At 71.5% G+C, this 22,561-nt stretch carries 24 protein-coding genes and 3 pseudogenes; 11 read left to right on the top strand and 16 right to left on the bottom strand.

Going from position 1 to position 22,561, the window contains the following annotated elements; all coding sequences use genetic code 11:
- Positions 1-35: 35 nt before the first annotated feature.
- Together EAO76_RS13875 and EAO76_RS13870 are read right to left on the bottom strand one after the other, a co-directional pair.
- On the bottom strand, positions 36-1,079 hold the full coding sequence (locus EAO76_RS13875) for an SGNH/GDSL hydrolase family protein (RefSeq protein WP_148836244.1): 1,044 nt from the start codon (positions 1,077-1,079) through the stop codon (positions 36-38).
- 326 nt (positions 1,080-1,405) lie between these two features.
- Positions 1,406-1,756 carry a helix-turn-helix domain-containing protein gene (locus EAO76_RS13870; RefSeq protein ID WP_148836243.1) on the bottom strand — a complete coding sequence of 117 codons (351 nt, stop codon included), beginning with the start codon at positions 1,754-1,756 and terminating at the stop codon, positions 1,406-1,408.
- Between the two features lie 65 nt (positions 1,757-1,821).
- Between EAO76_RS13870 and EAO76_RS13865 the strand changes: the two genes are divergently transcribed.
- On the top strand, positions 1,822-2,727 hold the full coding sequence (locus tag EAO76_RS13865; RefSeq protein WP_148836242.1) for an NAD(P)-dependent oxidoreductase: 906 nt from the start codon (positions 1,822-1,824) through the stop codon (positions 2,725-2,727).
- Positions 2,728-2,782: 55 nt separating this feature from the next.
- On the opposite strand, the gene EAO76_RS13860 is transcribed toward EAO76_RS13865, so the two are convergent.
- Both EAO76_RS13860 and EAO76_RS13855 read right to left on the bottom strand, forming a co-directional pair.
- The gene (locus tag EAO76_RS13860; RefSeq protein WP_148836241.1) at positions 2,783-3,412 is read right to left on the bottom strand and encodes a hypothetical protein; all 630 of its coding nucleotides are present in this window, start codon (positions 3,410-3,412) and stop codon (positions 2,783-2,785) included.
- A gap of 214 nt (positions 3,413-3,626) precedes the next feature.
- On the bottom strand, positions 3,627-4,112 hold the full coding sequence (locus EAO76_RS13855; protein ID WP_148836240.1) for a hypothetical protein: 486 nt from the start codon (positions 4,110-4,112) through the stop codon (positions 3,627-3,629).
- Between the two features lie 185 nt (positions 4,113-4,297).
- Here EAO76_RS13855 and EAO76_RS13850 point away from each other — a divergent pair.
- Together EAO76_RS13850 and EAO76_RS13845 are read left to right on the top strand one after the other, a co-directional pair.
- Positions 4,298-4,726 (top strand): annotated as a pseudogene (locus EAO76_RS13850) (HAD family phosphatase); the annotation flags it as partial.
- 205 nt (positions 4,727-4,931) lie between these two features.
- Positions 4,932-5,903 (top strand): site-specific integrase, encoded by a 972-nt coding sequence (locus tag EAO76_RS13845; protein WP_148836239.1) that lies wholly within the window; start codon positions 4,932-4,934, stop codon positions 5,901-5,903.
- 405 nt (positions 5,904-6,308) lie between these two features.
- On the opposite strand, the gene EAO76_RS13840 is transcribed toward EAO76_RS13845, so the two are convergent.
- Both EAO76_RS13840 and EAO76_RS13835 read right to left on the bottom strand, forming a co-directional pair.
- Positions 6,309-6,887: a PASTA domain-containing protein gene (locus EAO76_RS13840; RefSeq protein ID WP_148836238.1), complete on the bottom strand. Its 579-nt coding sequence runs from the start codon at positions 6,885-6,887 to the stop codon at positions 6,309-6,311.
- Complete coding sequence (locus EAO76_RS13835) at positions 6,884-7,405, bottom strand: SigE family RNA polymerase sigma factor (protein ID WP_148836261.1); 522 nt, start codon at positions 7,403-7,405, stop codon at positions 6,884-6,886. Before EAO76_RS13835 ends, EAO76_RS13840 begins: the two co-directional genes overlap by 4 nt.
- 384 nt (positions 7,406-7,789) lie before the next feature.
- Here EAO76_RS13835 and EAO76_RS13825 point away from each other — a divergent pair.
- Positions 7,790-7,999 (top strand): annotated as a pseudogene (locus EAO76_RS13825) (HAD-IA family hydrolase); the annotation flags it as partial.
- Positions 8,000-8,235: 236 nt separating this feature from the next.
- Complete coding sequence (locus EAO76_RS13820; RefSeq protein WP_148836236.1) at positions 8,236-8,904, top strand: hypothetical protein; 669 nt, start codon at positions 8,236-8,238, stop codon at positions 8,902-8,904.
- A gap of 264 nt (positions 8,905-9,168) precedes the next feature.
- Here EAO76_RS13820 and EAO76_RS13815 read toward each other — a convergent pair whose 3' ends face one another.
- The 4 genes from EAO76_RS13815 to EAO76_RS13800 form a co-directional block, all read right to left on the bottom strand.
- Positions 9,169-9,960, bottom strand: a complete 792-nt coding sequence (locus EAO76_RS13815; protein ID WP_148836235.1) for an ABC transporter permease — start codon at positions 9,958-9,960, stop codon at positions 9,169-9,171.
- Positions 9,960-10,964 carry an ATP-binding cassette domain-containing protein gene (locus EAO76_RS13810; RefSeq protein ID WP_148836234.1) on the bottom strand — a complete coding sequence of 335 codons (1,005 nt, stop codon included), beginning with the start codon at positions 10,962-10,964 and terminating at the stop codon, positions 9,960-9,962. Before EAO76_RS13810 ends, EAO76_RS13815 begins: the two co-directional genes overlap by 1 nt.
- A 59-nt stretch (positions 10,965-11,023) precedes the next feature.
- On the bottom strand, positions 11,024-11,914 hold the full coding sequence (locus EAO76_RS13805; RefSeq protein ID WP_148836233.1) for a DUF4097 family beta strand repeat-containing protein: 891 nt from the start codon (positions 11,912-11,914) through the stop codon (positions 11,024-11,026).
- A gap of 154 nt (positions 11,915-12,068) precedes the next feature.
- Positions 12,069-12,599, bottom strand: a complete 531-nt coding sequence (locus tag EAO76_RS13800; RefSeq protein WP_148836232.1) for a toxin-antitoxin system HicB family antitoxin — start codon at positions 12,597-12,599, stop codon at positions 12,069-12,071.
- Between the two features lie 283 nt (positions 12,600-12,882).
- Here EAO76_RS13800 and EAO76_RS13795 point away from each other — a divergent pair, with 283 nt between their 5' ends.
- Positions 12,883-13,257, top strand: a complete 375-nt coding sequence (locus EAO76_RS13795) for a hypothetical protein (protein WP_262375448.1) — start codon at positions 12,883-12,885, stop codon at positions 13,255-13,257.
- A 291-nt stretch (positions 13,258-13,548) separates the two neighbouring features.
- Here EAO76_RS13795 and EAO76_RS13790 read toward each other — a convergent pair whose 3' ends face one another.
- The gene (locus EAO76_RS13790) at positions 13,549-14,409 is read right to left on the bottom strand and encodes an MBL fold metallo-hydrolase (RefSeq protein WP_148836231.1); all 861 of its coding nucleotides are present in this window, start codon (positions 14,407-14,409) and stop codon (positions 13,549-13,551) included.
- Between the two features lie 148 nt (positions 14,410-14,557).
- On the opposite strand from EAO76_RS13790, the gene EAO76_RS13785 reads away from it, so the two are divergent.
- Together EAO76_RS13785 and EAO76_RS13780 are read left to right on the top strand one after the other, a co-directional pair.
- Positions 14,558-15,223 carry a transcriptional regulator gene (locus EAO76_RS13785; RefSeq protein WP_148836230.1) on the top strand — a complete coding sequence of 222 codons (666 nt, stop codon included), beginning with the start codon at positions 14,558-14,560 and terminating at the stop codon, positions 15,221-15,223.
- Positions 15,220-16,518 carry an MFS transporter gene (locus EAO76_RS13780; protein ID WP_148836229.1) on the top strand — a complete coding sequence of 433 codons (1,299 nt, stop codon included), beginning with the start codon at positions 15,220-15,222 and terminating at the stop codon, positions 16,516-16,518. Before EAO76_RS13785 ends, EAO76_RS13780 begins: the two co-directional genes overlap by 4 nt.
- Positions 16,519-16,722: 204 nt before the next feature.
- On the opposite strand, the gene EAO76_RS13775 is transcribed toward EAO76_RS13780, so the two are convergent.
- The gene (locus tag EAO76_RS13775) at positions 16,723-16,935 is read right to left on the bottom strand and encodes a DUF4287 domain-containing protein (protein ID WP_148836228.1); all 213 of its coding nucleotides are present in this window, start codon (positions 16,933-16,935) and stop codon (positions 16,723-16,725) included.
- A gap of 80 nt (positions 16,936-17,015) precedes the next feature.
- A complete protein-coding gene (locus EAO76_RS13770) occupies positions 17,016-17,687 on the bottom strand; it encodes a DUF998 domain-containing protein (protein WP_148836227.1) in 672 nt (223 codons plus the stop codon).
- Positions 17,688-17,811: 124 nt separating this feature from the next.
- Between EAO76_RS13770 and EAO76_RS13765 the strand changes: the two genes are divergently transcribed.
- From EAO76_RS13765 to EAO76_RS13755, 3 genes are all read left to right on the top strand, one after another.
- Positions 17,812-18,432, top strand: a complete 621-nt coding sequence (locus EAO76_RS13765) for a TetR/AcrR family transcriptional regulator (protein ID WP_148836226.1) — start codon at positions 17,812-17,814, stop codon at positions 18,430-18,432.
- Between the two features lie 46 nt (positions 18,433-18,478).
- Positions 18,479-19,303, top strand: coding sequence for an alpha/beta fold hydrolase (locus EAO76_RS13760; RefSeq protein WP_148836225.1), 825 nt, complete (start codon positions 18,479-18,481; stop codon positions 19,301-19,303).
- Positions 19,304-19,490: 187 nt separating this feature from the next.
- Positions 19,491-20,240 carry a dienelactone hydrolase family protein gene (locus EAO76_RS13755; RefSeq protein ID WP_148836224.1) on the top strand — a complete coding sequence of 250 codons (750 nt, stop codon included), beginning with the start codon at positions 19,491-19,493 and terminating at the stop codon, positions 20,238-20,240.
- A gap of 58 nt (positions 20,241-20,298) precedes the next feature.
- Here the strand turns inward: EAO76_RS13755 and EAO76_RS13750 are convergent, their stop codons facing one another.
- The 3 genes and pseudogenes from EAO76_RS13750 to EAO76_RS13740 all read right to left on the bottom strand — a co-directional run.
- The gene (locus EAO76_RS13750) at positions 20,299-20,700 is read right to left on the bottom strand and encodes a DUF6009 family protein (protein WP_148836223.1); all 402 of its coding nucleotides are present in this window, start codon (positions 20,698-20,700) and stop codon (positions 20,299-20,301) included.
- Complete coding sequence (locus tag EAO76_RS13745; protein WP_148836222.1) at positions 20,697-22,211, bottom strand: phage/plasmid primase, P4 family; 1,515 nt, start codon at positions 22,209-22,211, stop codon at positions 20,697-20,699. The genes EAO76_RS13750 and EAO76_RS13745 overlap by 4 nt, the downstream gene beginning before the upstream one ends.
- Positions 22,208-22,561 (bottom strand): annotated as a pseudogene (locus tag EAO76_RS13740) (DNA primase); the annotation flags it as partial. The pseudogene EAO76_RS13740 and the gene EAO76_RS13745, both read right to left, overlap by 4 nt.

Genomic DNA, 22,561 nt, shown 5'->3' with positions numbered 1-22,561 from the left:
CCGTGCCCCCGGCCGCCCGGGGTCGGTTCGGGTGGTCAGCGTTCGAGGAGGGCGATGCGGATGGCCCGCTCCACGTGGGCGGCGGTGTTGGCGTGGCCCGCGGCGTTGGGGTGGACCAGGGTGACGTGCTTGCGGAGGAGACCGCAGTTCAGCAGCGTGCCGGGGAGCCTGGTGGGCCAGTAGTCCGCGGCGTCGCCGCAGAGCCCCTCGACCCACTTGGTGTCCGCGGGCCGGCAGGCGTCGTGGCCCACGCTGGAGCTGTAGACGTCGACGTAGCGGTCGCCGAAGAAGTTCGAGACCCGCTGGATCGTGCTGTTCAGCTGCTTGAGGACGTTCTCACGGAGCCAGTCGATGTCGGCGTGGGTGATCGGTCCGAGCTCGGTGTAGAGCGCGCGGTTGCAGGCGCTGCCCTGCTCCGGCAGGACGGCCGGGTAGCCGATCGTGATCACCTTGGCGTCGGGCGCGGACTGGTGCACGTTGGCCAGCATCTCGATGTACTCGTCCTGGACCCGGGCGAGCTTGTCCTGGATGTTCTCCTCGCCCTCGGGGGGATTGGTGTAGTACTCGCGGCAGGACTTGCCGGTCGCGCCCAGTTTCAGGCATTCGAGGAGCATGCCGCCGAAGGGCAGGCTGTTGCCGCCGACGCCGATGGTGACGATGTCGGTTTGGTTGCTGAGCCCGGCCCGCTGGATCTGCGGGTCCACCGCGGGCCAGCCCTCGGCGGGGGGCTGGACCGGGCTGATCGGGGTCTGCTCGGTCGTGGCGATGTCGGCGATGGTCGCGTTGCCGCAGCTGACGTTGGTCAGGTGGACGGGCTTGCCCGGCGGGAACTCGGCGAGCTCCCGCTCGACGACGCCGGGGTAGGCGTCGCTGGTGCGGTCGCAGCCGTCCCGCGACGGATCGCCCAGCGGGGGCAGCGGGTCCCCGACGAAGCCGCCGGCGGTGTACGAGTCGCCCAGCGCGGCCCACTCGTACTGGTCGGCCGCACCGGCGGAACCGGAGGGCACGAGCGCGGCCGCGGCCAGCACGAGCCCGACGGCCAGAGCTCGCGCGCGCAGGCGGGAGGCAGGGTGTCGCATGGATTCTCCAGGGTCGGCGGGAGACGCCCGGGGCCGAATGCGATTCCCGGGCGGAAGAGACTTCGGCCGAGATCATCCAGGCTGTCGGCCCGCCCCCTCGGCGAACTCGGCCCGGCACCCCTGATCGAGCTAAAAGGTCAGATCATCCATGCCGCCAGATGCCGACCCCGGCCGCCGGAAGCCGCCGGGTGGACACGCGAACGGGCGCGCGGACGGGTGCGTCGCCCGCCCGAGTACCCACTTTTTTGTGGGTACTTGTCGCCCCGGCCACGCCGGGAGAGCCTGGTGGTGACCGGGAACGGGAGCGGGAAGGAGGAAATCCGGGATCAGGACGCGGCGCGCTCGGCGGCGAGCCGGTCCAGACGGCGGTGGCCCCAGTCGGACAGCGGAGCCAGCGCCCGTGAGAGGTCGAGACCGAACTCGGTCAGCGAGTAGACGGTCTTCGGCGGCACCACGTCGTACACCTCGCGGTGGACGAGTCCGTCCGACTCCATTTCGCGCAGGGTCTGGGTCAGTACCTTCTCGCTGATCTCCGGGATCCTGCGGCGCAGCTCGCCGGGCCGGTGCGGGGCGGTCTCCAGCAGCCACAGCAGCAACGTCTTCCACTTGCCGTCGATGACGGCGACGGCCGCGGTCACCCCGCAGACACCGGGGCCGTCGACCTTGCTGCGTGCCATCCTCCGCCCCTTCCCCGGGCTGTTACGTCCTTGCCCTTCCACCCTATGTACAAGGGAGTTCTGTCATGTCTTCTTCCCCTCGGTCCACGCCGGTGCGTTCCTCGGCCGCCGTCACGGTGATCGGGCTCGGCCCGATGGGCCGTGCGCTGGCGGGCGCGTTCGTGGCCGCCGGGGTGCGCACCACCGTGTGGAACCGCACCCCGGGCCGGGACCGCGAACTGGTCGAGCGGGGGGCGCTCGGAGCCGCGAGCGCCGCGGAGGCGGTCGCGGCGAGTCCGCTGACCGTGGTGTGCCTGGTGAACTACGACGCCACGGACGCGGTGCTGCGCCAGGACGCCGTCACGGCCGTGCTCAAGGGGCGCACCCTGGTGAACCTGACCGCCGACACCCCGGAGCGGGCCAGGGACACCGGGCGGTGGGCCGACGAGCACGGCATCCACTACCTCGACGGCGCCATCATGACGCCGACGCCGACGATCGGCACGCCGGAGGCGGTCCTGCTGTTCAGCGGCCGCGAGGAGCTCCACCGCGAGCACCGGGAGGTGCTCGGTGCCCTGGGCGGCGACCACACCCACCTCGGCGAGGACATCGGCCGCGCCGCGGCCTACGACATCGCGCTGCTCGACGTCTTCTGGACGTCGATGACCGGCTACATGCACGCGCTGGCCCTGGCGGGGGCGGAGGGCGTCTCGCCGCGTGAACTGGCCCCGTTCGCGCAGGGGATCGGCGCGATCCTGCCGGCGATCTTCCAGGGGACGGCCGACGACATCGAGGACGGCACCTTCTCGGGCGAGGGCAATCCGCTGACCTCCGCGGTGTCGACGATGGCCCATGTCGTGCACGCCTCCGAGGCCCACGGCATCGACGCGGGCGTGATGCGCGCCGCCGAGGGCCTGGCCCGCCGCGCCGTGGCGCTCGGCCACGGCGCGGACGGGTTCTCCCGGATCGCGGAGTTCCTGGCCCGCCCCTAGCGGGCACTGTCCGGTGGACCGGCGTCGTGGTCCCGGCCGCTTCCGCGGACGGTCCTCACCTGGCCGGAACCTTGTCCGTGAGGTGGTAGCCACCCTTGATCACCTTGGAGTCGGCGGCCGGTGCCATGCACTTGCTCAGCAGCGGCTCGCCCTCCTCGGTGCCTCCGGAGAGCCCGATGCGGCTGGGACCGCTGCCCTTGCCTTCTCCCACGTAGAAGCTGATCCCCATGCGGATGTGCCGCTTCAGGTAGTCGTCCCAGCCACCGACGTTGCCCCCGGTGCGCACGAGGCGACCGGTCACGGTGGCGGTGGGGCCGCCGCTGGTCAGGCAGTCGACCTCGAAGTCGCCCCAATTGACCGGCGCGGGCCCGCTCTCGGCGGCCGGCATCCGGTGGTAGATGCGGAAGGTGCCCCAGGACTTGTCGGGCTCGGCCCAGCCCACGCCCCTGAAGGTGGCGTGGGCGTCGACGGTGACCCGGATGTCGTGACCGGCGTCGGGATAGTCCATGCGGCCCCGGCCCTTGAGGCTGGAGGTGAGGGCCCCGGAAGGGGCGGAGGCCCGCGCGGTCCTGTCGGGCTCGGGCGCGGGTGCCGTCGACGCGGAGGCGACCCCCGCGGTGGTCGCCACCAGGGCGGTCGCCGCGAGGAACGTGACGGCGCGGTTGGACAGCTTGAATCCGTACATGGCGGAACTCCATTCGGGGTCTTGGCACCGAAGAGCCGGGGTGGGAGAACCTCGGCCCTGCCACGACCGATCCTGCTCGGCATCCGCTCCGCACACGTCGGTCACCGGTCGTGACCTCTTCCGCCGTGCGGCTGAGCCCGCCGGTGAAGCGCTCCCCCTCACGACGTACGCGACAGTGTCCACGGCGCCGAACCGAAGGCTGTCCGCCAGGTCCTCACCGGGAAGTGCCCCGGGCCTCGGGGTCGGTGGAGGTCCGTCTGTAGTCGCATTCGTACAGATACGGATCGCCCCCGTCCGCGTTGACGGTTCCGTCCATCAGCAGCTTTCCGCGTTTCAGGAAGAATTGCAGGATCTGGATGTCGTTGTGGTTCTTGAACCTGAGCACCAGATAGGGCGGCAGTCCGGGGTCCTTGTTGACCCCGTGCCATTTCCCTTCGGACGAACGCCGTGTCACCTTCGAGTCCGGCCCCGGACCGTCCCACGCGACCGGGAAGTCCTCGCTGGAGAAGGTGTAGTCGTCACGCAGCCGGAGCGTCGGCGACCCGCATTTCCGCTCCCCGTCCCATCGGCCGACCAATTGGGAATGAGTTACGGCCTTCGGCGTGGCGGCGGGTTTCTCCGCCTCGCAGGCGGACGGGGCGAACGCCGTCACGGCGGCGGCCGCAAGGCTTGCACCGATGCGGAACATGTCGGATCTCACGCTGCTTGACCTGCTTCCGGCCGCATTCTGGACGGCGCCCAGTATGCCGGTCGACGATCGTGCCGTCCCCGGCGCGGTCCGTGCGTTGACCTTGCCCCCGGGGGAAGGGCGAGAGTGGCTTCGGGAATCACCCGGGCGAGCGGCGGACGCTCGTCGACGGGGCGGGACGAGGAGGGGGAGCACGCGTGGCGGGGACCTGCGTCGTTTTCGACATCGGTGGCGTACTGGAACTCACTCCGGAAACGGGATGGGTGCAACGGTGGGAAGAACGGCTGGAGTTGTCGCCCGGCACGGTGCACGAGCGGATGCGCGACGTGTGGCGGGCCGGGAGCGTCGGAAGCATCGGTGAACGGGAGGTCCACGAACAGCTGACCGCGCGCCTGGGGCTCGACGCCCATGACCTCGAAGCCTTCATGGCGGACCTGTGGACGGAGTACCTGGGAACGCCCAACGAGGAGCTCATCGCCCATGCGCGGGGGCTGCGCGGCAGGTGCCGGCTGGGCATCCTGAGCAACAGCTTCGTCGGCGCCCGGGAGCGGGAGACGTCGCGGTACCGCTTCGACGAGCTGGTCGAGCGGATCGTCTACTCGCACGAGATCGGCGTCGAGAAACCGGGGGTCGAGGAACATCGGAACGAAAACCGGCGCTAAGCCCGGATCGCCGCTGGTCGGCAGCTGACGGTCCGTCGGCACCGGCCGGTCCGTGAAGTCGTTCCACAGATAATGCCCTATTATCTGCGGTATCGCCGATCGCGATCTGCGGCGACGTCGCCGGGCTGCTGCGCGAAGCGGCCCTGTTATCTGTGGCAAGGGGAATCCGGTGCCCGTCCTGCTGCTGCCGACCGGGAAGGCGCTGACCGTCCGGACGGCGGCCGACGCCTTCCTCGACTCGCTCACCAACCCGAACACCGTCCGGAACTACGGCATCGCCCTCGGGAAGACCGCCGAGCACCTCGGCGAGGGCCGCCCGCTGGCCGCCGTCGCGGACGACGAGATCGGCGGGGCGCTGGAACTCCTCTGGGGCAGCTCGGCGGTGAACACCTGGAACGCCCGCCGCGGCGCGGTCCTCTCCTGGACCGGCTGGTGCGCCGAGCGCGGCTACGACGGGCCGGCAGTCCCGGCCTGGGCGAAGCGGCTTCCGCCGCCGGACTCCGACACCCCGGTGCGCTCGAAGATGGCGATCGACCGGCTGATCGCCCGCCGCGACGTCCACCTCCGGGAGAAGACCCTGTGGCGGATGCTCTACGAGACCTGCGCCCGCTCCGAGGAAATCCTGGACGTCAACATCGAGGACCTCGACCTGGCCGGCCGACGGGCCCCGGTGAAGTCCAAGGGTGCCAAGCCCAAGGTGCGCCGGCGCGGCACGGTTCGCGCCGACTACGTGCTGGAGACGGTGTTCTGGGACGCCGGTACCGCCCGGCTGCTGCCGCGCCTGCTCAAGGGCCGCACCCGCGGGCCGGTGTTCGTCACCCACCGCCGCCCCGGACCCGGCAAGATGCTCTCAGCCCGGGACGTCTGCCCAGACACCGGCCTAGCCCGCCTCTCCTACGGCCAGGCCCGCGCGCTGCTCGACCAGCACACCGCGCACGCCGGGCCGGGCACCGGCTGGGACCTGCACGAGTACCGCCACTCCGGCTTGACCCACCTCGGCGAGCAGGGCGCCTCCGAGCTGATGCTGATGGCCAAGTCCCGGCACAAGAAGGTCGAGAACGTCCGCCGGTACTTCAAACCCTCGGCGGCCGCCATCGCGGACGTCACCGCTCTGCTCGCGCCCGGGGACGCCCGCCGCTGACCCGCGCGCGGAGCGGTGCGCGCTCCAGCGCGCTCCCCGGCAGGGCTGTTCGTCCTGGTGGCGGGGCTGGTGAACTGGTTCACGGCCAGGCCCCGCGGTGCACCGCCCTTCACGCCGACACCGGCTACCCGGTGACGGGCCACGGGCTGGCCGGAGGAGCGTGAACGTCGTGCGGTTGCCCCCTGACCCCCTGGACCTGCGGGACGTGCGTCGCCGTGTCGATGCGGTGCTGCAGGAGTTCCTCGACCACCAGGCCCTCCCCGGTCGTCCAGGCCCGCGCGTCCAGGAAAAGTCCAGCAGCGGCCCGGAGGGGCGGGCGTCCAGCCGGTGCGCCGCGGTCGACGGACTGCCCGGCACCGGCCCCTGGGTCACTCGGCCGGTGCGCGGGCCGAAGGGCCCGGTCGCTCAGGTTCCGCCGGGTTTGCCCGTCGAGACCAGCAGGAGGACGGACGAGCCCGGTGCCACCGGTTCTGCGCCGCCCCGGGGCTGACTGCTGATCACCTGCCCGGCGGGAGCGTTCCAGTCCGTGTGCCGCATGATCGTGCAGCTCAGTCCGAGTCCGCGCAGCAGGCTTCCGGCCTGTTCGACCGGCATGCCGGCCAGGTCCGGCAGCGCGATGCCCGCTCCCGCGGTCTGCTCCTGCTCCTGTGCCGGAGTCGCATCGGCGCTTCCGCTCTTGGGGGTGCCGGTGGCGAGCGGGGTGCACGCCCCGTTCGCCGGTGGGGACAGGGACGGGGAGGCGCCGGGCGCGGGCGGCACGGGCTTCAGCGCGAAGAACCCCACCGTGGCGCACGCCAGCACGCAGCACGCCGCAGCGGTGCCGAGGAGCGCCCGGCGGGTGCGGCTGCGGCTGACGGCTCGCTCGATCGCGGCCGCGTCGACGACCGGCGCCGTCGGCCCGTCGACGAAGGAGGCCACCGCGGCACGCAGCTCGGCTTCGAGGCCCGGCTCGAACGGGGCCGGTCCGGACGACGTGTTCCTCACTTCGTACCTCCGAAAGCGGCCGACGGCGTGTGCGGCGCCTGGGCGCCCGATACGGAATCGCGCAGCTTGGCCAGGCCGCGGGCGAGCTGGGACCTCACCGCACTCGAAGAGATGTCCAGGACGTCGGCGACCTGCCGGGCGTCCAGATCGTGCAGGTAGTACAGGACCACCACGCTGCGCATGCCCATCGGCAGCCCGAGCAGTGCCTCGATCAGTTCCGCGCGCAGATCCACCTGCCCGAACCGGTCCCGGGGGTCGGCCGTCTCGGGCACCCCCGACAGCCCGGGGCGCTCGGCCCGGCGCGACAGCCGCCGCCAGCGGTCGTTGGCCAGGTTGACCAGCACTTTGCGCACGTACGCCTCCGGAGAGTCCGCCACCGCGACCTTCCGCCACTGTCGGCACGCCCGCTCCAGCGCCTCCTGCACCAGATCCTCGGCCACGTGCACGTCACCGGTCAGCGCATACGCGGTGCGGAACAACGCTCCCGACCGATGTGCGACGAACTCCGTGAATCCGATGCCCGGACCGCTCCTGCGAAACCTCACCCGCCGACCTCCTCTCCTCGTCCCGTCCCGATCACTGCCCCCATGACGGCGGAACGGGGCCGAGTGCTGCACCGAGCCGCCGGCAGTGACGTGAATCACAGCCGGGACGGAAGGGTGTCCCAGGACCTCGCGCCGCTGCCGCCCGGGGTGCGGGCGGGGCCCGGCAAAGCGGAGGGCCGCCGGGCGGGCGGCCCGCAGTCGGCCGAGCCGTCAGAAACTCGACCGGCACCCCGGACCTCCAGGCAGTTGATCAACACGACTGCCGAAGGTTCAACCACCACGGAACCGCAGGTCAACGGGCTCCGGAGAGCACGGAGGGCTTAGCGCCGGTTTTCGTTCCGATGTTCCTCAACCCCCAAACCGGACCCGCGCGCCTTCGACGCCGTGTGCGCCGCCCTGGACGTGCGGCCGGAGAGCTGCCTGTTCATCGACGACGTCGAGGTGAACGTCGAGGCCGCCCGGACGGCGGGCATGCAGGCGCACCTGTTCGAGGACAACGCCCGCACGATCGCCCGCATCGAGACCCACCTGGCCACCGGCACCGATCGGTCGGCCCGGCCCCGGTGAGCAGGTGGCGCCGGTTCCCGGTGGGCGGGTCGTCCACGCCCCGTACGCGTTCCACCCGCTCGGCGCCCCGCTCCACCGGTTTCCTGCGGCCCGCGAGGAACGCTTCCCGGCCCTCGGGCCATTCCTTCGGCGCGAAACGCACGGGGAGTTGAGGATGATGTCGGGCGGAGCGACCGCTCGACCCGACCGGGCGCAGTTCGCAGGGGCACCGGCCGGACGCCACGTGGAGGTGCCGCATGCCGAAGACCATCCGAATCGTTCGGGCGATTGACGAACCCCGCCTCGAAGTCGGCCTCCCCGCCAAGACGTTCCGCGAGAACCGCAAGTGGCTCAAGTCGGCGGTGCCCGGCAAGCAGATCCGGCCCGACTGGGACGCGGAGGCGCGTTGCTGGCGGGTGGCCAAGGCCAACTTCACGGATCTTGTCCGCGCGATGGCCGACAAGTACGGCACGGTCGGAGTCGTGGTCGAGTACAACCCGAAGACGGTCTGCACCGATTCCTGCAGAAACGCCACCGGGGACGACTGCGCGTGCTCCTGCCTGGGCCGGTCCCATGGCGGTGGCCGATGGCTGGAGGGTTGGAAGGACCTCGGGGAGATCGCCGTCGGGCACGAGGGCCGAACGTGGATCGCGTACGAAGTACGACGCGCCCCGAAGGTGGCCCGGTCCGCTGGACCGGCTGCGGCGATGCCCGGCGGGCTGGGCCCGGAACAGTGGTACTGCCCGGTCGACGGCCACTGGTCCGACGCCCGCGGCTGGAAGAAGGAGATGGAGGGCGGGGAGGGCTTCAGGGAGTTCTGGCACTACTGCCCGAACGGTCACTGCTTCTCCGGCGCCACGCCCCGCTCCGCCTCGAACGAGAGGGCCGGTGCTGCGCGGATGAGTCGTGTCCGGCCTGCTCCGTAGCGTCGGGGCGGACGAGGTCGGACTGGGCGTGCCGGTGCCGGTGCCGGTGCCGGTTTCGCTTCGAGCTTCGGGCTCCGGGCGTCGAGGGGCGAGCGTCGGGTGGGGGAGGCGTCACCGGTCGTGGTACCGGTGTCGGGGGCCGTCGGGTCGTACGGCATGGGGTCCTCCTGTGTTCGTCGGGCGGTGCGCGGAGTGCTGCGGGCGAGGTACGGGGAACGGGTACGGGTGGTGCGGGGCGCTGAAGTGGCCCCGGGGAAGCGGTGGTTACCGCTTGGTGCCGGTCCTGAAGGTGCGGCGCGCCCACAGGTAGCCGACCAGGGAGAGCCCCACGCACCAGGCGAGGCCGATGGTCGCGCTGGAGCCGATCCCGGTGCCGAGCCACAGCCCGCGCAGGGTCTCGATGACCGGGGTGAAGGGCTGGTACTCGGCGAACCAGCGCAGGCCGGTGGGCATGGACTCCGGCGGCACGATGGCGCTGCCGATGAACGGCATGAACGTCAGCGGCATCGGGATGTTGCTGGCGGTCTCGGCGTTCCTGGCGATCAGGCCGATGCCCGCGGAGATCCAGGTGAGGGCAAGGGTGAGCAGGGTGAGCAGGCCGATGGCGGCGGCCCATTCGACGACGGTGGCGTCGGGGCGGAAGCCCATCAGGAGGGCGGCGCCGATGACGAGCGCGACGCTGGTCATCGTCTGGATCACCCCGGCGACGACGTGCCCGGTCAGGAACGAGGCCCGGGAGATCGGCATCGTGCGGAAGCGGTTGACGATGCCCTCGGTCTTGTCGATGCAGATGCTGATCGCGGTGGTCAGGGCGCCGGAGGTGGCGGCCATCAGGATGATGCCGGGGGCGATGTAGTCGATGTACTCGCCGCTGCCGGTGGGCAGGTCGCTGATGCCGGTGCCCAGGGCCCTGCCGAAGACGTAGTTGAACAGCAGCAGCATCATGATGGGCATGATGACGACGGTGAGCGTCAAGGACGGGTAGCGCAGGGCCTTCTTGAGGTTGCGCCGCAGCATCGTCCTGGAGTCCCGGGCGGCGTAGGACATGGTGGCCATCAGACGTTCTCCTCGGTCGATGCGGCGGTGGCGGCGGGGCGGGGCTGACCGGTGAGGGTCAGGAAGACGTCGTCGAGGTCGGGGGTGTGGACGGTGAGCGACTCGGCCCGGACGTCGGTGGATTCCAGGGTGTCGAGGACGGCCCGCAGGTTGGGGATGGAGCCGTCGCTGGGGATCTGGAGGGTGAGGGACTCCTCGTCGCGCGTGGCGATGCCGAAGATTCCCGCGGCGTCGTCCAGGCTCCGGGCGTCGGCGAACCGCACCCGGACGTGACCGCCGGGGATGCGCTGCTTCAGCTCGTCGGCGGTGCCCTCGGCGATCAGCCTGCCGTGGTCCAACACGGCTATCCGGTCGGCGAGTTGGTCGGCCTCTTCGAGGTACTGGGTGGTCAGGAAGATGGTCACGCCGTCGTCGGCGACGAGGCCGCGGATGATCTCCCACATGGTGCGCCGGCTGCGCGGGTCGAGTCCGGTGGTGGGCTCGTCGAGGAAGATGACCCGCGGATCGCCGACCAGGGTCATCGCCAGGTCCAGCTTGCGCCGCATGCCACCGGAGAAGGTGACGGCGGTCTTGCCGGCCACCTCCGACAGGTCGAAGCGGCGCAGCAGGTCCTGGGCCCGTCGCTTGCCCTCGCGCCGGTCGAGGTGGTGCAGGTCCGCCATGAGGAGCAGGTTCTCCTCGGCGGTCAGCAGGTTGTCGACGGCCGAGAACTGGCCGGTGACGCCGATCACGGAGCGCACCGCGTCGGCGTCCCGGGTCAGGTGGTGACCCGCGACCCGGGCTTCGCCGGCGTCGGCACCGATGAGTGTGGAGAGGATCTCCACCGTGGTGGTCTTGCCGGCGCCGTTGGGGCCGAGCAGGGCGAAGACGGTGCCCTCGGCGATATTCAGGTCGATGCCGTCGAGCACGAGCTTGTCGCCGTAGGACTTGCGCAGTCCGGTGGCGGTGATCGCCCGTGCCGTCGCGTTCGCGGCGGTCGGCGCGGATGCCTGGATGGTGGTCATGCCGCTTTCCCTTCGGAGGTGGAGAGTTGGCAGATCGACGGGTTGACGGGTGCGCGGGATCAGGCGCGGCGGACGATGATGTCGCCGGTCGCGGTCCGGGCGTACACCTCGGCGGTCTCGTCGGAGTCCGCGGGGCCCGTGGAGGAGTCGAGCAGGTTGCGCACCATGCCGTACTTGGTGTTCAGGTCGAGCCAGGCGGCGGTGCCCTGGTGGATGCCCACTTCGAGGTTGCCGACGGAGGTGCGCAGGTCGGCCCGGCCGCGGATGATGTCACCGACGCGGATGCCGCCGTTGGAGCACATCGCCTCGACCCCGGCGTGGACGGCGCCGATCTCGATCCGGCCGTTGGCGGACTTGGCGCCGACGGTGCCGTGCGCCACGCCGATGGAGATGTCGCCGTTGGCCGCGTTGGTCTTCAGGTTGCCGGTGACCTCGCCGATCTCGGTGGTGCCGTTGCTGTTCTTGACGATCGCCGTGCCGGCGACCGTACCGATCTCGATCCGGCCCCCGCCGACGACTTCGGCGTCCCCGGTCGAACGGGCCAGGCGGATGTCGCCGTGGTCGGTCCTGAGGTCGGCGTCGACCGCCTCGTCGACCTGGATGTCGCCGAGCGAGGTCTTGAGCACGACCTCCCCGAGGCCTCCCTCGCAGAGGAAGCTGCCCATGCTCGACTTGCCCCGGACGTCCGACCCCGCGGGCAGTTCGATGCTGACCTCGATGGATCCGGGCTTGCCGAACGGGGTCCGCTTCTTGGGGGTCCTGATCGTGAGCCGGCCGCCCGAGCAGGTGACCTGGGTCTGCTGCACGGCGCGTACGTCGTTGTTGTCGGATCCGTCGCGCGGCAGCACCTCCACGACCGTGTCGGTGCGCTTGCCCGCGGTGATACGGGCGGTACCGGCTTCCAGTTCGAGGGTGGCGGAGATCGGTTCGGGGGTCTCGAAAGAAGGCATGGCTGTTCCGTCCTCTTGGCTCGCGTGGGTGATCCCGCCGGTGGGGCGGGTGATGAATGACGTCGGCGGATCGACGGTCCGCCGGTGGCACAGGGGTGCGTCCTCGAACCGCTGTCACCCGTCGTCCGGTGGACGGCGGTTCGAGGACGGGACCTCAGCGGACCCAGCCGGTGAAGCCCCGGCCGCCCGACTCCTTGCCGCGACCCGGCGTGCTCGTGCGTCCTCCTCCGTCCAGGGCGACGGAGACGGCCCGTACCAGCCAGGCGTTGACCGACAGCCCCTCCGCCGCCGCGGCGGCCTCGGCACGGGCCTTGAGGTGGGCGGGGAGACGGAAGTTGATCCGCGCCATGGCGCCGTCGTCGGCGTCCGCGGGCGGCGGGGGCGGCACGGGCGCGGCGGGGAGCTCGACTGGTTCCCGTACCTCCCGGAACGGCTCGGGTGCCGGCGGCGCCGTCACCACGAACTCCGGGTCGAGTCCGCGCAGCCGTACGTCGACCGAGCCCGGCGCCAGCTCCCGGGTGACCTCGCCCATGGCGGCGGACAGTGCGTTGAGGAGGGTCAGTCGGGCGGCCGACTCCAGGGGGGCGGTGAGCCGCTCGGCAAGGGCGCGGGCGTCGTCGCCGCCCGCTTCCGCGGCGACGGCCAGTTCCTGCCGAAGATTGTCGACGTAGGGCGTGAGGTCCATGACGCCATGATGGCACATCGATGGCACCATGGCGAGCCACACCGCCTCTTTTTTGGCACACAAGACTCTGACCTGGGATTTCTTCCTCGAATTACCGTGCCGCAGCGCCACATCAACGACGGAATGACTCACCACGACACCACAGAGGCGCCACGATGGCGCCACTCTGCCGACAGGAGTGACACCACTCGACAGCAGGCACAGCGCCACCGGACTCCCGTACGACACCATCGCTTTAGGGGCCGTGGCACGATGTACCGCATGCAGACGAACCGAAAGGTCCATGCCGCGTAACCGCCCGAGCCGCATCCGGGCGGGGACTCCTCGTCGCCGGACGGCGGGAACAGGGCCCGCGCCCGCCATCGACGGTCTGTCCTCACGGGCGCTGTCCGAGATCTTCCGCCTCGAACACTCCCGCAACTACCTGCGGCCGGGAGACGTCGGCGCGGCCGTGCGCCGGTGGAAGGACTACGTCCACCGCCCCGAACGCCACCTGTGGGACGACCACGAGCAGGGCAACCCGCACTGGTACTGCTGCGGCGACCCCTTCGAGGCCCGGGCCCTCCTCGACACCGTGATGCAGGCCATGTCGCCCCGGAACGCCCGGCAGCTCCGGCGGGTCGTCGGCCGGCTCGACGCCGCCCCGAACGGGACCTGAGGACCCCAGGGGGGTGCCGGGCCGGTGCGGGCACGGAGGTCGTCGAGCGGCAGTACGTCGCCGAGGACGGTCCGGTTGTGGGCGCACTGCCGGTCGCGGATCGAGCGCCGTCCTCCACCACTCGGACATGGAGCCCGGACATGGAGAGCCCGTTCGCCGGAGCGGCAAATCGGTGTCCGCCGTGTGCGTCGACCGGCGGCGATGTCGTACGGGGATGTACAGGTCAGGGCCGCGGAGGCCGAGGATTGGGGCCTGTCCGGTTCACCTGGTTCGCTCGCGCCGCCGCCGCGCTCACACCAGGAGGAACGGCTCCGTCAAGTGCGACGTCGCCAGGTGCAGGACGGTGTCGGTTCCGTGGTCGAGCATGCGCCGCCTGGAGCGCCCGGCCGCCTCGGGGTCGGCCTCGTGCGCGTAGGCGAGCCCGGGATGGAGCAACTGGAGCGCGTGCACCAGGAGGTCGCCGGTGACGAGCACCCGCTCGCGCCCGTCGGCGACCAGCACGCTCTGGTGTCCGGGCGTATGACCGGGCGTGGCGACCGCGCGCCCGGTGCGCAGCGGCGTGTCCCCGTCGAGGAGCCGGAGCCGTCCGGCGGCCGTGAGCGGGTCGACGAGGGTCTCGCGGAGCTGCGGGTTGATCGCGTCGAGGGCGTCGAACTCGGCCTGCTGGAGCAGGTATTCGGCGTTCGGGAAATAAGGGCGACGGCCGTCGGCCGGGCCGCCGCCGTCCGCCGGGCCGCCACCCGCCGACGGAACGGCCGCCTCGGTCACGACCGCCCACCCGACGTGATCGGTGTGCAGATGCGTGAGCACCACGGTGTCGACTTCGGCCGGGTCGATGCCCGCGGCGGCGAGCGACTCGGGGAGCACGCCGGGCACGGGCGCCCACGCGGCGGCCGGTCCGTCCGCCGGGCCGATCCCGGCGTCCACGACGGTGATGCCCTTGTCGCCTCGGATCGCGTACGCGCGGAACGGGAGCCACCAGCGCCCCTCGGCGTCGACCGCTCCGGGGTCGTGGCGGTCGGCCTCGGCCCACTGGGCGGCCGTCGCCCCGGGGAAGGCGTCGGCACGCGGGGAGAAGAACGGGCCCTCGCCGTCGGCGAGGGCGATGATCTCGGTCGAGCCGATCCGGAGGCGGGGCACGCTGAGTGGCATGGCCACGATCCTGCCATGCCCATGACGAGTATCCGAGCCGGCTCGCGCACCGGAAGCCACCCGGCCGGAACAGGGCCACGGAGAACCGCAAAGAGTTCTTCGCGAAGAACTCTTTGCGAAGAACTCTTCGCGGTCTAGGGTGTGCCGCATGACAGACGCGGCGAAGGGGCCGGACGCCCCGGCCTTCGAAGAGAACTCGGTCGTTCTGGACGCCAAGGGGCTGCGCGCCCTGGCGCACCCGGTACGCGTGCAGCTGGTCGGACACCTGCGGAAGTACGGCCCGTCCACGGCCACCCGCCTCGCGGAACGGCTGGGCGTGAACTCCGGGACGGCCAGTTACCACCTGCGCCGGCTCGGCGAGGCCGGTTTCGTCGAGGAGGACACGGAACGCGGCAACGCGCGTGAGCGCTGGTGGCGTTCGGTGCACCGGACGACGGAGCTCAGCGACCGGGATCTGACCGAACAGGAGCCCGAGGCCACGCTGGCATATCTGCAGTCCGTCTCCGCCACCTACACCCTTCGCGCCCAGCAGGCGCTGAACGAGCTGCAGACGATGCCCCGGCCGTGGCGGGGCACCTTCGACATGAGCGACTGGGCCCTGCGGCTCACACCCGAGGAAACCATCACTCTGCGCCAGGAGTTGTGGGACGTGCTCGCCCGTTACCGGTGGGACACGCCGGAGGCGGCGGCGAGCGCCCCCGAGGGGGCCGAGCGCGTCGGCGTCATCACGCACATCCTGCCCGAGCTGGACACGTCCGCCCCGCCGGAGGAGCCTTCCGCTCCCGGGACGGCGCCCGGGGCGAAGACGCCATGACGACGGACGCCCCGGGCGTCGACGGGATATCCGGCAGGCGGTCCTTGAGGCCGCTGGGCGGGGTGCTGACGGCCATGGCCGTGTCGCTGACCGGCACCCGGATCTCCGTGGTGGCGCTGCCCTGGTTCGTGCTCGTCACGACCGGCAGCGCCACCATGACCGGGCTGGTCGCCTTCTGCGAGATGACGCCCTACGTGCTGGTCAAGGCGCTCACCGGACCGCTCGTGGACCGGATCGGCCCGCGGGCCGTCTCCTGGACCACCGACCTGGCGAGCGCGGTCGCCGCGGCCGTCGTTCCCCTGCTCCACGCCCTGCACCTCCTGTCCTTCCCGCTCCTGCTGGTACTGGTCGCGGTGATCGGCGCGGCCCGTGGACCGGGCGATCTGGCCAAGGAGGTCATGGTTCCGGAAGCCGCGGAGCACAGCGGGGTGCCGCTGGAGCGGGCCACCGGCCTGTCCGGCGTGATCGAGCGGCTCGCCTCCACCGTCGGCCCGGCGGCCGGCGGCTCCCTGGTGGCACTGCTCGGTCCCATGGCGGGGCTCGTCATCAACGCGGGCTGCTTCGCCCTCGGCTCGGTGGTCATCGCGCTGGCCCTGCCCCGCGGCATGGGGCACGGAACCGCGGAGGACCCGTCGGGGACCGACGGGAAGGAACCGGGCTACTGGCGCCGCTTCGGCGAGGGCTTCACCTTCCTGCGGGGCGAACCGTTGCTGCTCACCCTCATCGTCATGGTGGGGATCACCAACCTGCTGGACGCGGCGATCTCCACGGTCCTCGTCCCCGTCTGGGCCAAGGAGTCCGGCAACGGGCCGGCCGCGATCGGCCTGCTGGGCAGTGCGATGGGAGCCGCGGCGGTCGCCGGGAGCCTCATCGCCGCGATGGCCGCGCACCGGCTGCGGCGCAGGATGATCGTTCTCGTCGGGTTCCTGCTGGCCGGGGCGCCGAGATTCCTGGTCCTCGCCCTCGACGCCCCGCTGGGGGCGGTACTGGCCGTCTTCGCCGTCAGCGGGTTCGGCGCCGGCTTCATCAACCCGGTGCTGGGGGCCGTCCTCTTCGAACGGGTGCCGCGCCGGATGCGGGGCCGGGTCAACGCGCTCGGCGACTCGCTGTCCTGGGCCGGGATCCCCCTCGGCGGGCTGCTCGCCGGGGCGGCGGTGACCGCGGCCGGGCTCACGCCGGTGCTGCTCGTCTGCGGGATCGCGTACTTCCTCACCACGAATCTGGCGGGGCTGCGACCGGAGTGGCGCGAGATGGACCCGCCGGGCGGTCGGGGCGCCCTGCCGCCCCCGGGGTGATCCGCCTCTACCCGACGGCATGCCGCACGGTCGGTGGTGTGGAGGAGTCCCCGCTCGCGGGCCCCGTCCGCAGAAGCTGCCCCGACCGCACGACCGGCCCCGACCACGGGAACGGCGGAAGAACGCGGAAAGCGCCGAGGTCTCCCGCGCATGATCGCGCGGGAGACCTCCGGCCCGCCCCTGATCCGGCGGGCCGGGCGCGGTTCACTTTCCGCTGTCCTCCGCGAGGGTGTGCGCGACGAGCGCGTTGGCGTGGCCGTGCCCCAGACCGTGCTCGGTCTTGAGCCAGGAGACGAGCTCCATGTGCTTGGCCAGTGGCGAGGAACGGATCAGGTTCTTCCACTCGGCGATCGGGCGGCCGTACTTCTTCTCGATCGAGGGGAAGTAGCTGGCGGGGCCCTTCACTGCTTCGGTCATGCCGAATCCATCCGTTCGTACTCGGTGTTTTTGGTTTGTCCGTCGCCCTGCCGGAAGTGCAGCGCGCGGGAAGAGGGTGGTCATCGCCGTGCCGGGGGCGTCGCGGCCGACAGCCGGATGGTGACCGCGGTGAGCCAGAGCAGGCCGAGCCCGGCTCCGGCGGTGAACGCCAGAACGGTGGTGGACGAACCGGCGAAGCCGACGAGCACCACGGCGGGCACAACGCGGGAGGCGATGGCCCAACCGCGTCGGTTCCGGGCGGCGAAGTGGCGGGCCAGTACGAGGAACGCGGCGCAGAGCGCCAGGTAACCCACCATGCCGCCGAACATGTGGACGGCACCGTGCGCGCTCAGGGAGGCGACGCGGGTCTCGGGGGTACCGGCGGGGAATCCGGCACCCGGGTCGGCCGCGAAGGCCCCGGCGAGCAGGAACGAGACGCCGAACGCACCGATCAGCCGCGGCGCCCAGGTACCGCCGGGCTCGTCGCGGAGCGCCCGGCGCATCCCGACCGCTCCGGCGATGACCAGGACGCCCGTGAGCAGGAAAACGGTGACCTGGATCCAGCCGAGGTCTCCGAGGCTCAGTTGGCTGAGGGCGTTGCGGGTGAAGTCGAAGCCTTCGCGGGTGAGGCCCTGCATCAGCCCCGCGCCCAGGAACAGCGGGCCCGCCGCGGCGGCGCCGACCAGCAGGGCCCGCGTCGTCGGCCGGGCCGGGGCGGACACGGTGATCGGGGCACCGATGGTCTGGGTCATGTGGTGTCTTCCTCGACGGCAAGAGCCAATATTGGAACTGGACGGTTCAGTACTGCTGGGGAACTGGACGGTACAGTACTCACACGAGAACTGGACTGTCCAGTACTGAAGATCGGGAGGCGGCATGGAAACGAGCGAGCAGGGCCGATCGGCACTCAAACGCCGGGCGATCATGGAGGCCGCGACCAGCGCGTTCATGAACAAGGGCTACTCCGGCACCAGCATGGACGACATCGCGAAGCTGGCCGCGGTGTCCAAGCAGACCGTCTACAAGCACTTCTCCGACAAGGAGAAACTGTTCGCCGAGATCGTCCTGGCCACCACCGACCGCATCGACGGCATGATCGACACGGTGGCCGACATCCCGGCCGACGCCGACACGCTGGAGGAGAACCTGACCCGTCTGGCCCACCGGTTCCTGACCACGCTCACCCAGCCCCAGGTCCTCCAGCTGCGGCGCCTGGTCATCGCCAACGCGGACACCTTCCCCGAACTGGGCGCCGACTGGTACGAGCAGGGCTTCGAACGAGTCCTGGCCACCCTGGCCACCAGCCTCCAGCACCTCGCCGACCGCGGACTGCTCCGGATCGACGAACCGCTCCTGGCCGCCAACCACTTCTCCGGCCTGCTGCTGTGGATTCCCGTGAACAAGGCCATGTTCCACGGCAGCCCCCAGCACACCGAGGCCGAGCTGGACCACTACGCCACCGCCGGCGTCCGGGCCTTCCTCGCCGCCTATCGCTGACCGCGCCGACCCGCCGCGTCCGACGACACATCCCCGAAGGAGCCACATGACCTGGTCCGAGCGCACCGTCGTGCGCGACGGCGTACGCATCTCCTGTCGCGACTGGGGCGGGGCGGGAACACCCGTCGTCCTGCTGCACGGGCTGGCCGGACACTCGGGCGAATGGGACGCGATCGCCCGGCGGGTGCGTTCCCGGCACCGGGTCGTCGCGGTCGACCAGCGCGGCCACGGCGGCAGCGAGCGGCGGCCCCATGACCGCTCGCGCGCCGCATACGTCGCCGACGTCGTCGCGGTCCTCGACCGACTGGACCTGCGGCGGCCCGTCCTGGTCGGTCAGTCGCTCGGCGGCCACACCGCCATGCTCACCGCCGCCGCGCATCCCGGCCTCGTCCGCGGGCTCGTGCTCGTCGAGGCCAAGCCCGGCGAGGCGGATCCGGACGTTCCCGCCGGGATCGGCGGCTGGCTCGACTCGTGGCCGGTCCCGTTCCCGTCGCGGGAGGCCGCCGCGACGTTCCTCGGCGGCGGCCCGGTCGGCGAGGGCTGGGCCGCCGGGCTGGAGGAACGCGACGGCGCGTGGTGGCCGCGCTTCGACCGCGACGTGATGGTCGACTCCCTGGCCGAGAACGCCCGGCATTCCTACTGGGACGAATGGGCCGGCATCACCTGCCCGACGCTGGCCGTCCTCGGCCAGTCCGGCATCGTCGCCCCGGAGGAGTGCGACAGGATGCTCCGGCAGCGGCCGGAGACGGTGGCCATGAGCGTCCCCGGGACGGGCCACGACCTCCATCTGGAACGACCCGACGTCCTGCGGGCCGCGCTCGAACAGTTCCTCCGGGACACCACCGCATCCCCCGGCACCGAACAGCCCTGACCGGCTCCCCCGGCGCACGGCGGCGGGCTCCCGGCCACCCGGCCGCCGGTCCGGCGGACAGTGGCCGGACGGGCGGGCAACCGCCCGTCCTGGTCGCGTCCGGTCGGATCCGGATACGTTCCATTTCCACCGACGGCATCGGTGCGACCGACGTCGATCGGACGAACTCCAGGAAGGAAGACCCGTCATTCCCACCACGACCCTGCAGATTCCCACCCCGGACGGCCCTGCCGACGCCTTCGCCGCCTTTCCCGACGACGGCGAGCGGCATCCGGGGGTGCTGTTGTACCAGGACGCCTTCGGCGTACGGCCCGAGTTGGAGGAGAAGGCCCGAGAACTGGCCGGGCACGGCTACTACGTGCTCCTCCCCAACGTCTACCACCGGCACGGCCCGGCACCGGTGACCGAGCTCCCCGATCGCCTCGGGAAAGAGATCCGGCCCAAGATCATCGAACGGCTGGTGCCCCTCATCGAGGAGCACACCACCGAACGCGTCCTGCGCGACGCCGACGCCTACGTCCGGTTCCTCACCACCCGGCCCGAGGTCGGTCCGGGGCCGGTCGCCGCGATCGGCTACTGCATGGGCGCCGCCCTGGCCCTGCGGACCGCGGCGGCCCACCCCGACCGGGTGGCCGCCGTCGCCGGGTTCCACCCGGGCTTCCTGGTCACCGACGCGCCCGACAGCCCGCACCGGGGCCTGGCCGGGCTCACCGCCCGGGTCCACCTCGGGCTCTCGGAGAACGACATGACCCCCGAGGCCGCCCGTGAGCTCGAACAGGCCCTGGACGCCACAGGCGTCGAGTACACCTGCGAGGTCTACCCCGGCACCGTCCACGGCTTCACCATGTCCGACACCGACGCCTTCGACGCCGCCGCGCTGCAACGGCACTGGGACCGGCTGCTGCCCCTCCTCGACCGCGCCCTGAACGCCGGCTGAGGCTTCCTCACCCGACGGTCCGTGGAACGCCTGTGGCCGGCGTGCGGGGGCGCGCCGGCTACAGCGGGAGGGTTATGCCCATTTCCTGCATCGCCCGGGACGGCGGGCCGCCCTCGGAGCGGGCGGTCTTGCGGCCCTTGCGGCCCGGCTCCAGCGTGCGCGGGTCCACCGCCTCCGCGGGGGCTCCGGTGGCGTACAGGCCCTCCGGTTCGCTGTCGCGGTCGTGCGGAAGCAGCCAGAAGACCCGGCGACGGAACGTACCGGACGAGCGCGACGCCTTCGCCTTGGGTCCCAGCAGGGTGTACCCGACCATGCGACCGTCCCGGTGGTAGGCGGGCTTGCCCCTGCGGGTCGGCAGCCGGTCGAGGCTCTGTCGTACGTAGTCGAGGTCGGCGATGTCCTCCAGCCAGACGAGGTCGACTTCATGATTGATCTCGTCCTCTGCGATGAGGGCGCTCATGCTGTCTCCTGATCAGCGAGCAGTCCAATGCCCGGGTAGTACTTCCGCTGGTTCGACAGGATCATTTCCTTCGGCGATGCCAGTCCAACCGTCTCGCGAACCCTGGCCGCGAAGGCTCGCGACGAAACGGCCGGGGCACCCTCATTGTGACACCAGGACTTGTACGCCGCGTAGAGCGCTGCTTGTTCCGCCCTCAGTTCGGGGTCGACCCGGCAGGATTCACTGATGAAGCGGCCGGTGTGGTCCTCGGTCTCGGCGTAGGCGGTCGTGGCGATGCGGACCCGTTCGGGGCCGGTGAGGACCTTCTCCCCCGCCAGGTAGCGACGGGCGCCCTCGATGAGCCAGTTGAGGATTCCCGGGCCCTCCTCGGTGACCAGGATGTCCGCCAGGTTGTCGATCTTGCGGTCGTCTGAGACCACGCGTTCGAACGGGATGAGCCGCATGCGGCGCCAGAACGCGAAGCCGCCGGTACCGACTTCCGGGCGGTGGTTGCCCAGCAGCCACAGCTTGTGGGTCGGCTCGAAGCTGAAGAAGTCCTGCCGCATGCGGCGGGCCTTGATGCGGTCGCCGCCGGTGAGGAGCTTGACCCGGGCCTCGTCGAACTTGTCGCCGGGCTTGACCTCGCTGCACACGATGACCCTGCGGCCGTGCAGTTCGGCCAGGTCGGTGGGGTGCCCCTCGTAGGGACGGGACATCAGGAAGCCGGGCGGGGCGGCGTCCGCGTAGTCGCCGAGCAGCTTCATCAGGACGTCCAGCAGTACCGACTTGCCGTTCTTGCCGGAGCCGAACAGAAAGGGCATGACCTGCCCGCCCACGTCCCCGGTGATGGAGTAGCCGAGCAGCAGGTGCAGGAAGTCGACCATCTCCTCGCCGTCGGCGTCCGCGCCGAACGTGTCGGTGAGGAACCGGTGCCAGCGCGGAGTGGCCACGGGCTGCGGTGCCGCGCTGGTGGAGCGGGAGTGGAAGTCCTTGTTCGGGTCGGGCTTCCTGATGAGCCCCGTGTGCAGGTCGACGATCCCCGAGGGCGTGCACAGCGCGTACGGGTCTGCGTCCAGCCGTGCCGCGTTGAGCACCATGCCGGGGGCGGCCTTGGCCTGGGTGAGCATCGCGTTCATGCCGCTGGTGCTCAGCGCGCGGCTGCGGTGCCGCTGGAGCGCCGCGCCGGTGAACACACCGCGCGGGTCCGCCGAGGCGATGCTCTCGGCCAGGTCCCCGGCGGCCCAGATCACCGTGTCGTCCTCGTCGATCTGCCACCGGGTGCTGTCCCAGCGGTACCAGCCGAGTCCCGGGACGTGCCGGTAGTCGTTGGCGTACAGCTTGACGAACAGTTTGGCGTTGCCGCGGTCGGTGAGGGTGTCGGGCAGCAGGCCCGCCGCGGTGGCCTCGCCCTCCGGCGACTGGCCCGGGCCGGGGTCGCCGCCCTGCGCGGGCAGGGGCGTGGGGACCTGCGCGAGGATCTGCGCGGCGACGGCCTGCGGGTCGAAGAGTGCGTTGTCGTCCCGGGAGATCACGCGCGGCCTCCCGGGGACAATGGGCGCAGCCGGCCCGCGTTCAGGCCGCTGCGGATGATGGCGTCGTAGCGTCGCTCCTGGCCCGGGCGGGCCTGTTCGGCTGCGTCCCGCAGGGCCTGCTCCGCGGCGTCCGCCGAGAGGTGGCCGCCCGCGACCAGTCCCCCGACGGTGTACGCGGCCCGGTTCAGCTTCGCGGAGAAGGCCGCCCCCTCGGGGACGCTCGCACAGGCCGCGACCTCCCCGAGGACCTTCGCCAGGGCCCTGCCCGCCGCGTCCCGGCCGCCGCCGGCCGCCAGCACCGCCTGCCGGGCCCTGGGGGGCACGGGACGCGGCGGGCAGGGCCCTGGCGA

Origin of the sequence: Streptomyces sp. sk2.1 (assembly GCF_008120935.1) — a bacterium.
GTDB lineage: Bacteria > Actinomycetota > Actinomycetes > Streptomycetales > Streptomycetaceae > Streptomyces.
Note: the sequence above shows the minus strand (reverse complement) of the source record. Positions and strands in the feature narration are given on the sequence as shown.

Bases quoted from the DNA above. Each gene is read 5' to 3' on its own strand.
- EAO76_RS13875 (WP_148836244.1), bottom strand. From the start codon at position 1,079: ATGCGACACCCTGCCTCCCGCCTGCGCGCGCGAGCTCTGGCCGTCGGG.
- EAO76_RS13795 (WP_262375448.1), top strand. From the start codon at position 12,883: ATGCCGCGTAACCGCCCGAGCCGCATCCGGGCGGGGACTCCTCGTCGC.
- EAO76_RS13800 (WP_148836232.1), bottom strand. From the start codon at position 12,599: ATGGACCTCACGCCCTACGTCGACAATCTTCGGCAGGAACTGGCCGTC.
- EAO76_RS13815 (WP_148836235.1), bottom strand. From the start codon at position 9,960: ATGGCCACCATGTCCTACGCCGCCCGGGACTCCAGGACGATGCTGCGG.
- EAO76_RS13790 (WP_148836231.1), bottom strand. From the start codon at position 14,409: ATGCCACTCAGCGTGCCCCGCCTCCGGATCGGCTCGACCGAGATCATC.
- EAO76_RS13760 (WP_148836225.1), top strand. From the start codon at position 18,479: ATGACCTGGTCCGAGCGCACCGTCGTGCGCGACGGCGTACGCATCTCC.
- EAO76_RS13770 (WP_148836227.1), bottom strand. From the start codon at position 17,687: ATGACCCAGACCATCGGTGCCCCGATCACCGTGTCCGCCCCGGCCCGG.
- EAO76_RS13765 (WP_148836226.1), top strand. From the start codon at position 17,812: ATGGAAACGAGCGAGCAGGGCCGATCGGCACTCAAACGCCGGGCGATC.
- EAO76_RS13750 (WP_148836223.1), bottom strand. From the start codon at position 20,700: ATGAGCGCCCTCATCGCAGAGGACGAGATCAATCATGAAGTCGACCTC.
- EAO76_RS13805 (WP_148836233.1), bottom strand. From the start codon at position 11,914: ATGCCTTCTTTCGAGACCCCCGAACCGATCTCCGCCACCCTCGAACTG.
- EAO76_RS13860 (WP_148836241.1), bottom strand. From the start codon at position 3,412: ATGTACGGATTCAAGCTGTCCAACCGCGCCGTCACGTTCCTCGCGGCG.
- EAO76_RS13785 (WP_148836230.1), top strand. From the start codon at position 14,558: ATGACAGACGCGGCGAAGGGGCCGGACGCCCCGGCCTTCGAAGAGAAC.
- EAO76_RS13810 (WP_148836234.1), bottom strand. From the start codon at position 10,964: ATGACCACCATCCAGGCATCCGCGCCGACCGCCGCGAACGCGACGGCA.
- EAO76_RS13775 (WP_148836228.1), bottom strand. From the start codon at position 16,935: ATGACCGAAGCAGTGAAGGGCCCCGCCAGCTACTTCCCCTCGATCGAG.
- EAO76_RS13865 (WP_148836242.1), top strand. From the start codon at position 1,822: ATGTCTTCTTCCCCTCGGTCCACGCCGGTGCGTTCCTCGGCCGCCGTC.
- EAO76_RS13780 (WP_148836229.1), top strand. From the start codon at position 15,220: ATGACGACGGACGCCCCGGGCGTCGACGGGATATCCGGCAGGCGGTCC.
- EAO76_RS13870 (WP_148836243.1), bottom strand. From the start codon at position 1,756: ATGGCACGCAGCAAGGTCGACGGCCCCGGTGTCTGCGGGGTGACCGCG.
- EAO76_RS13820 (WP_148836236.1), top strand. From the start codon at position 8,236: ATGCCGAAGACCATCCGAATCGTTCGGGCGATTGACGAACCCCGCCTC.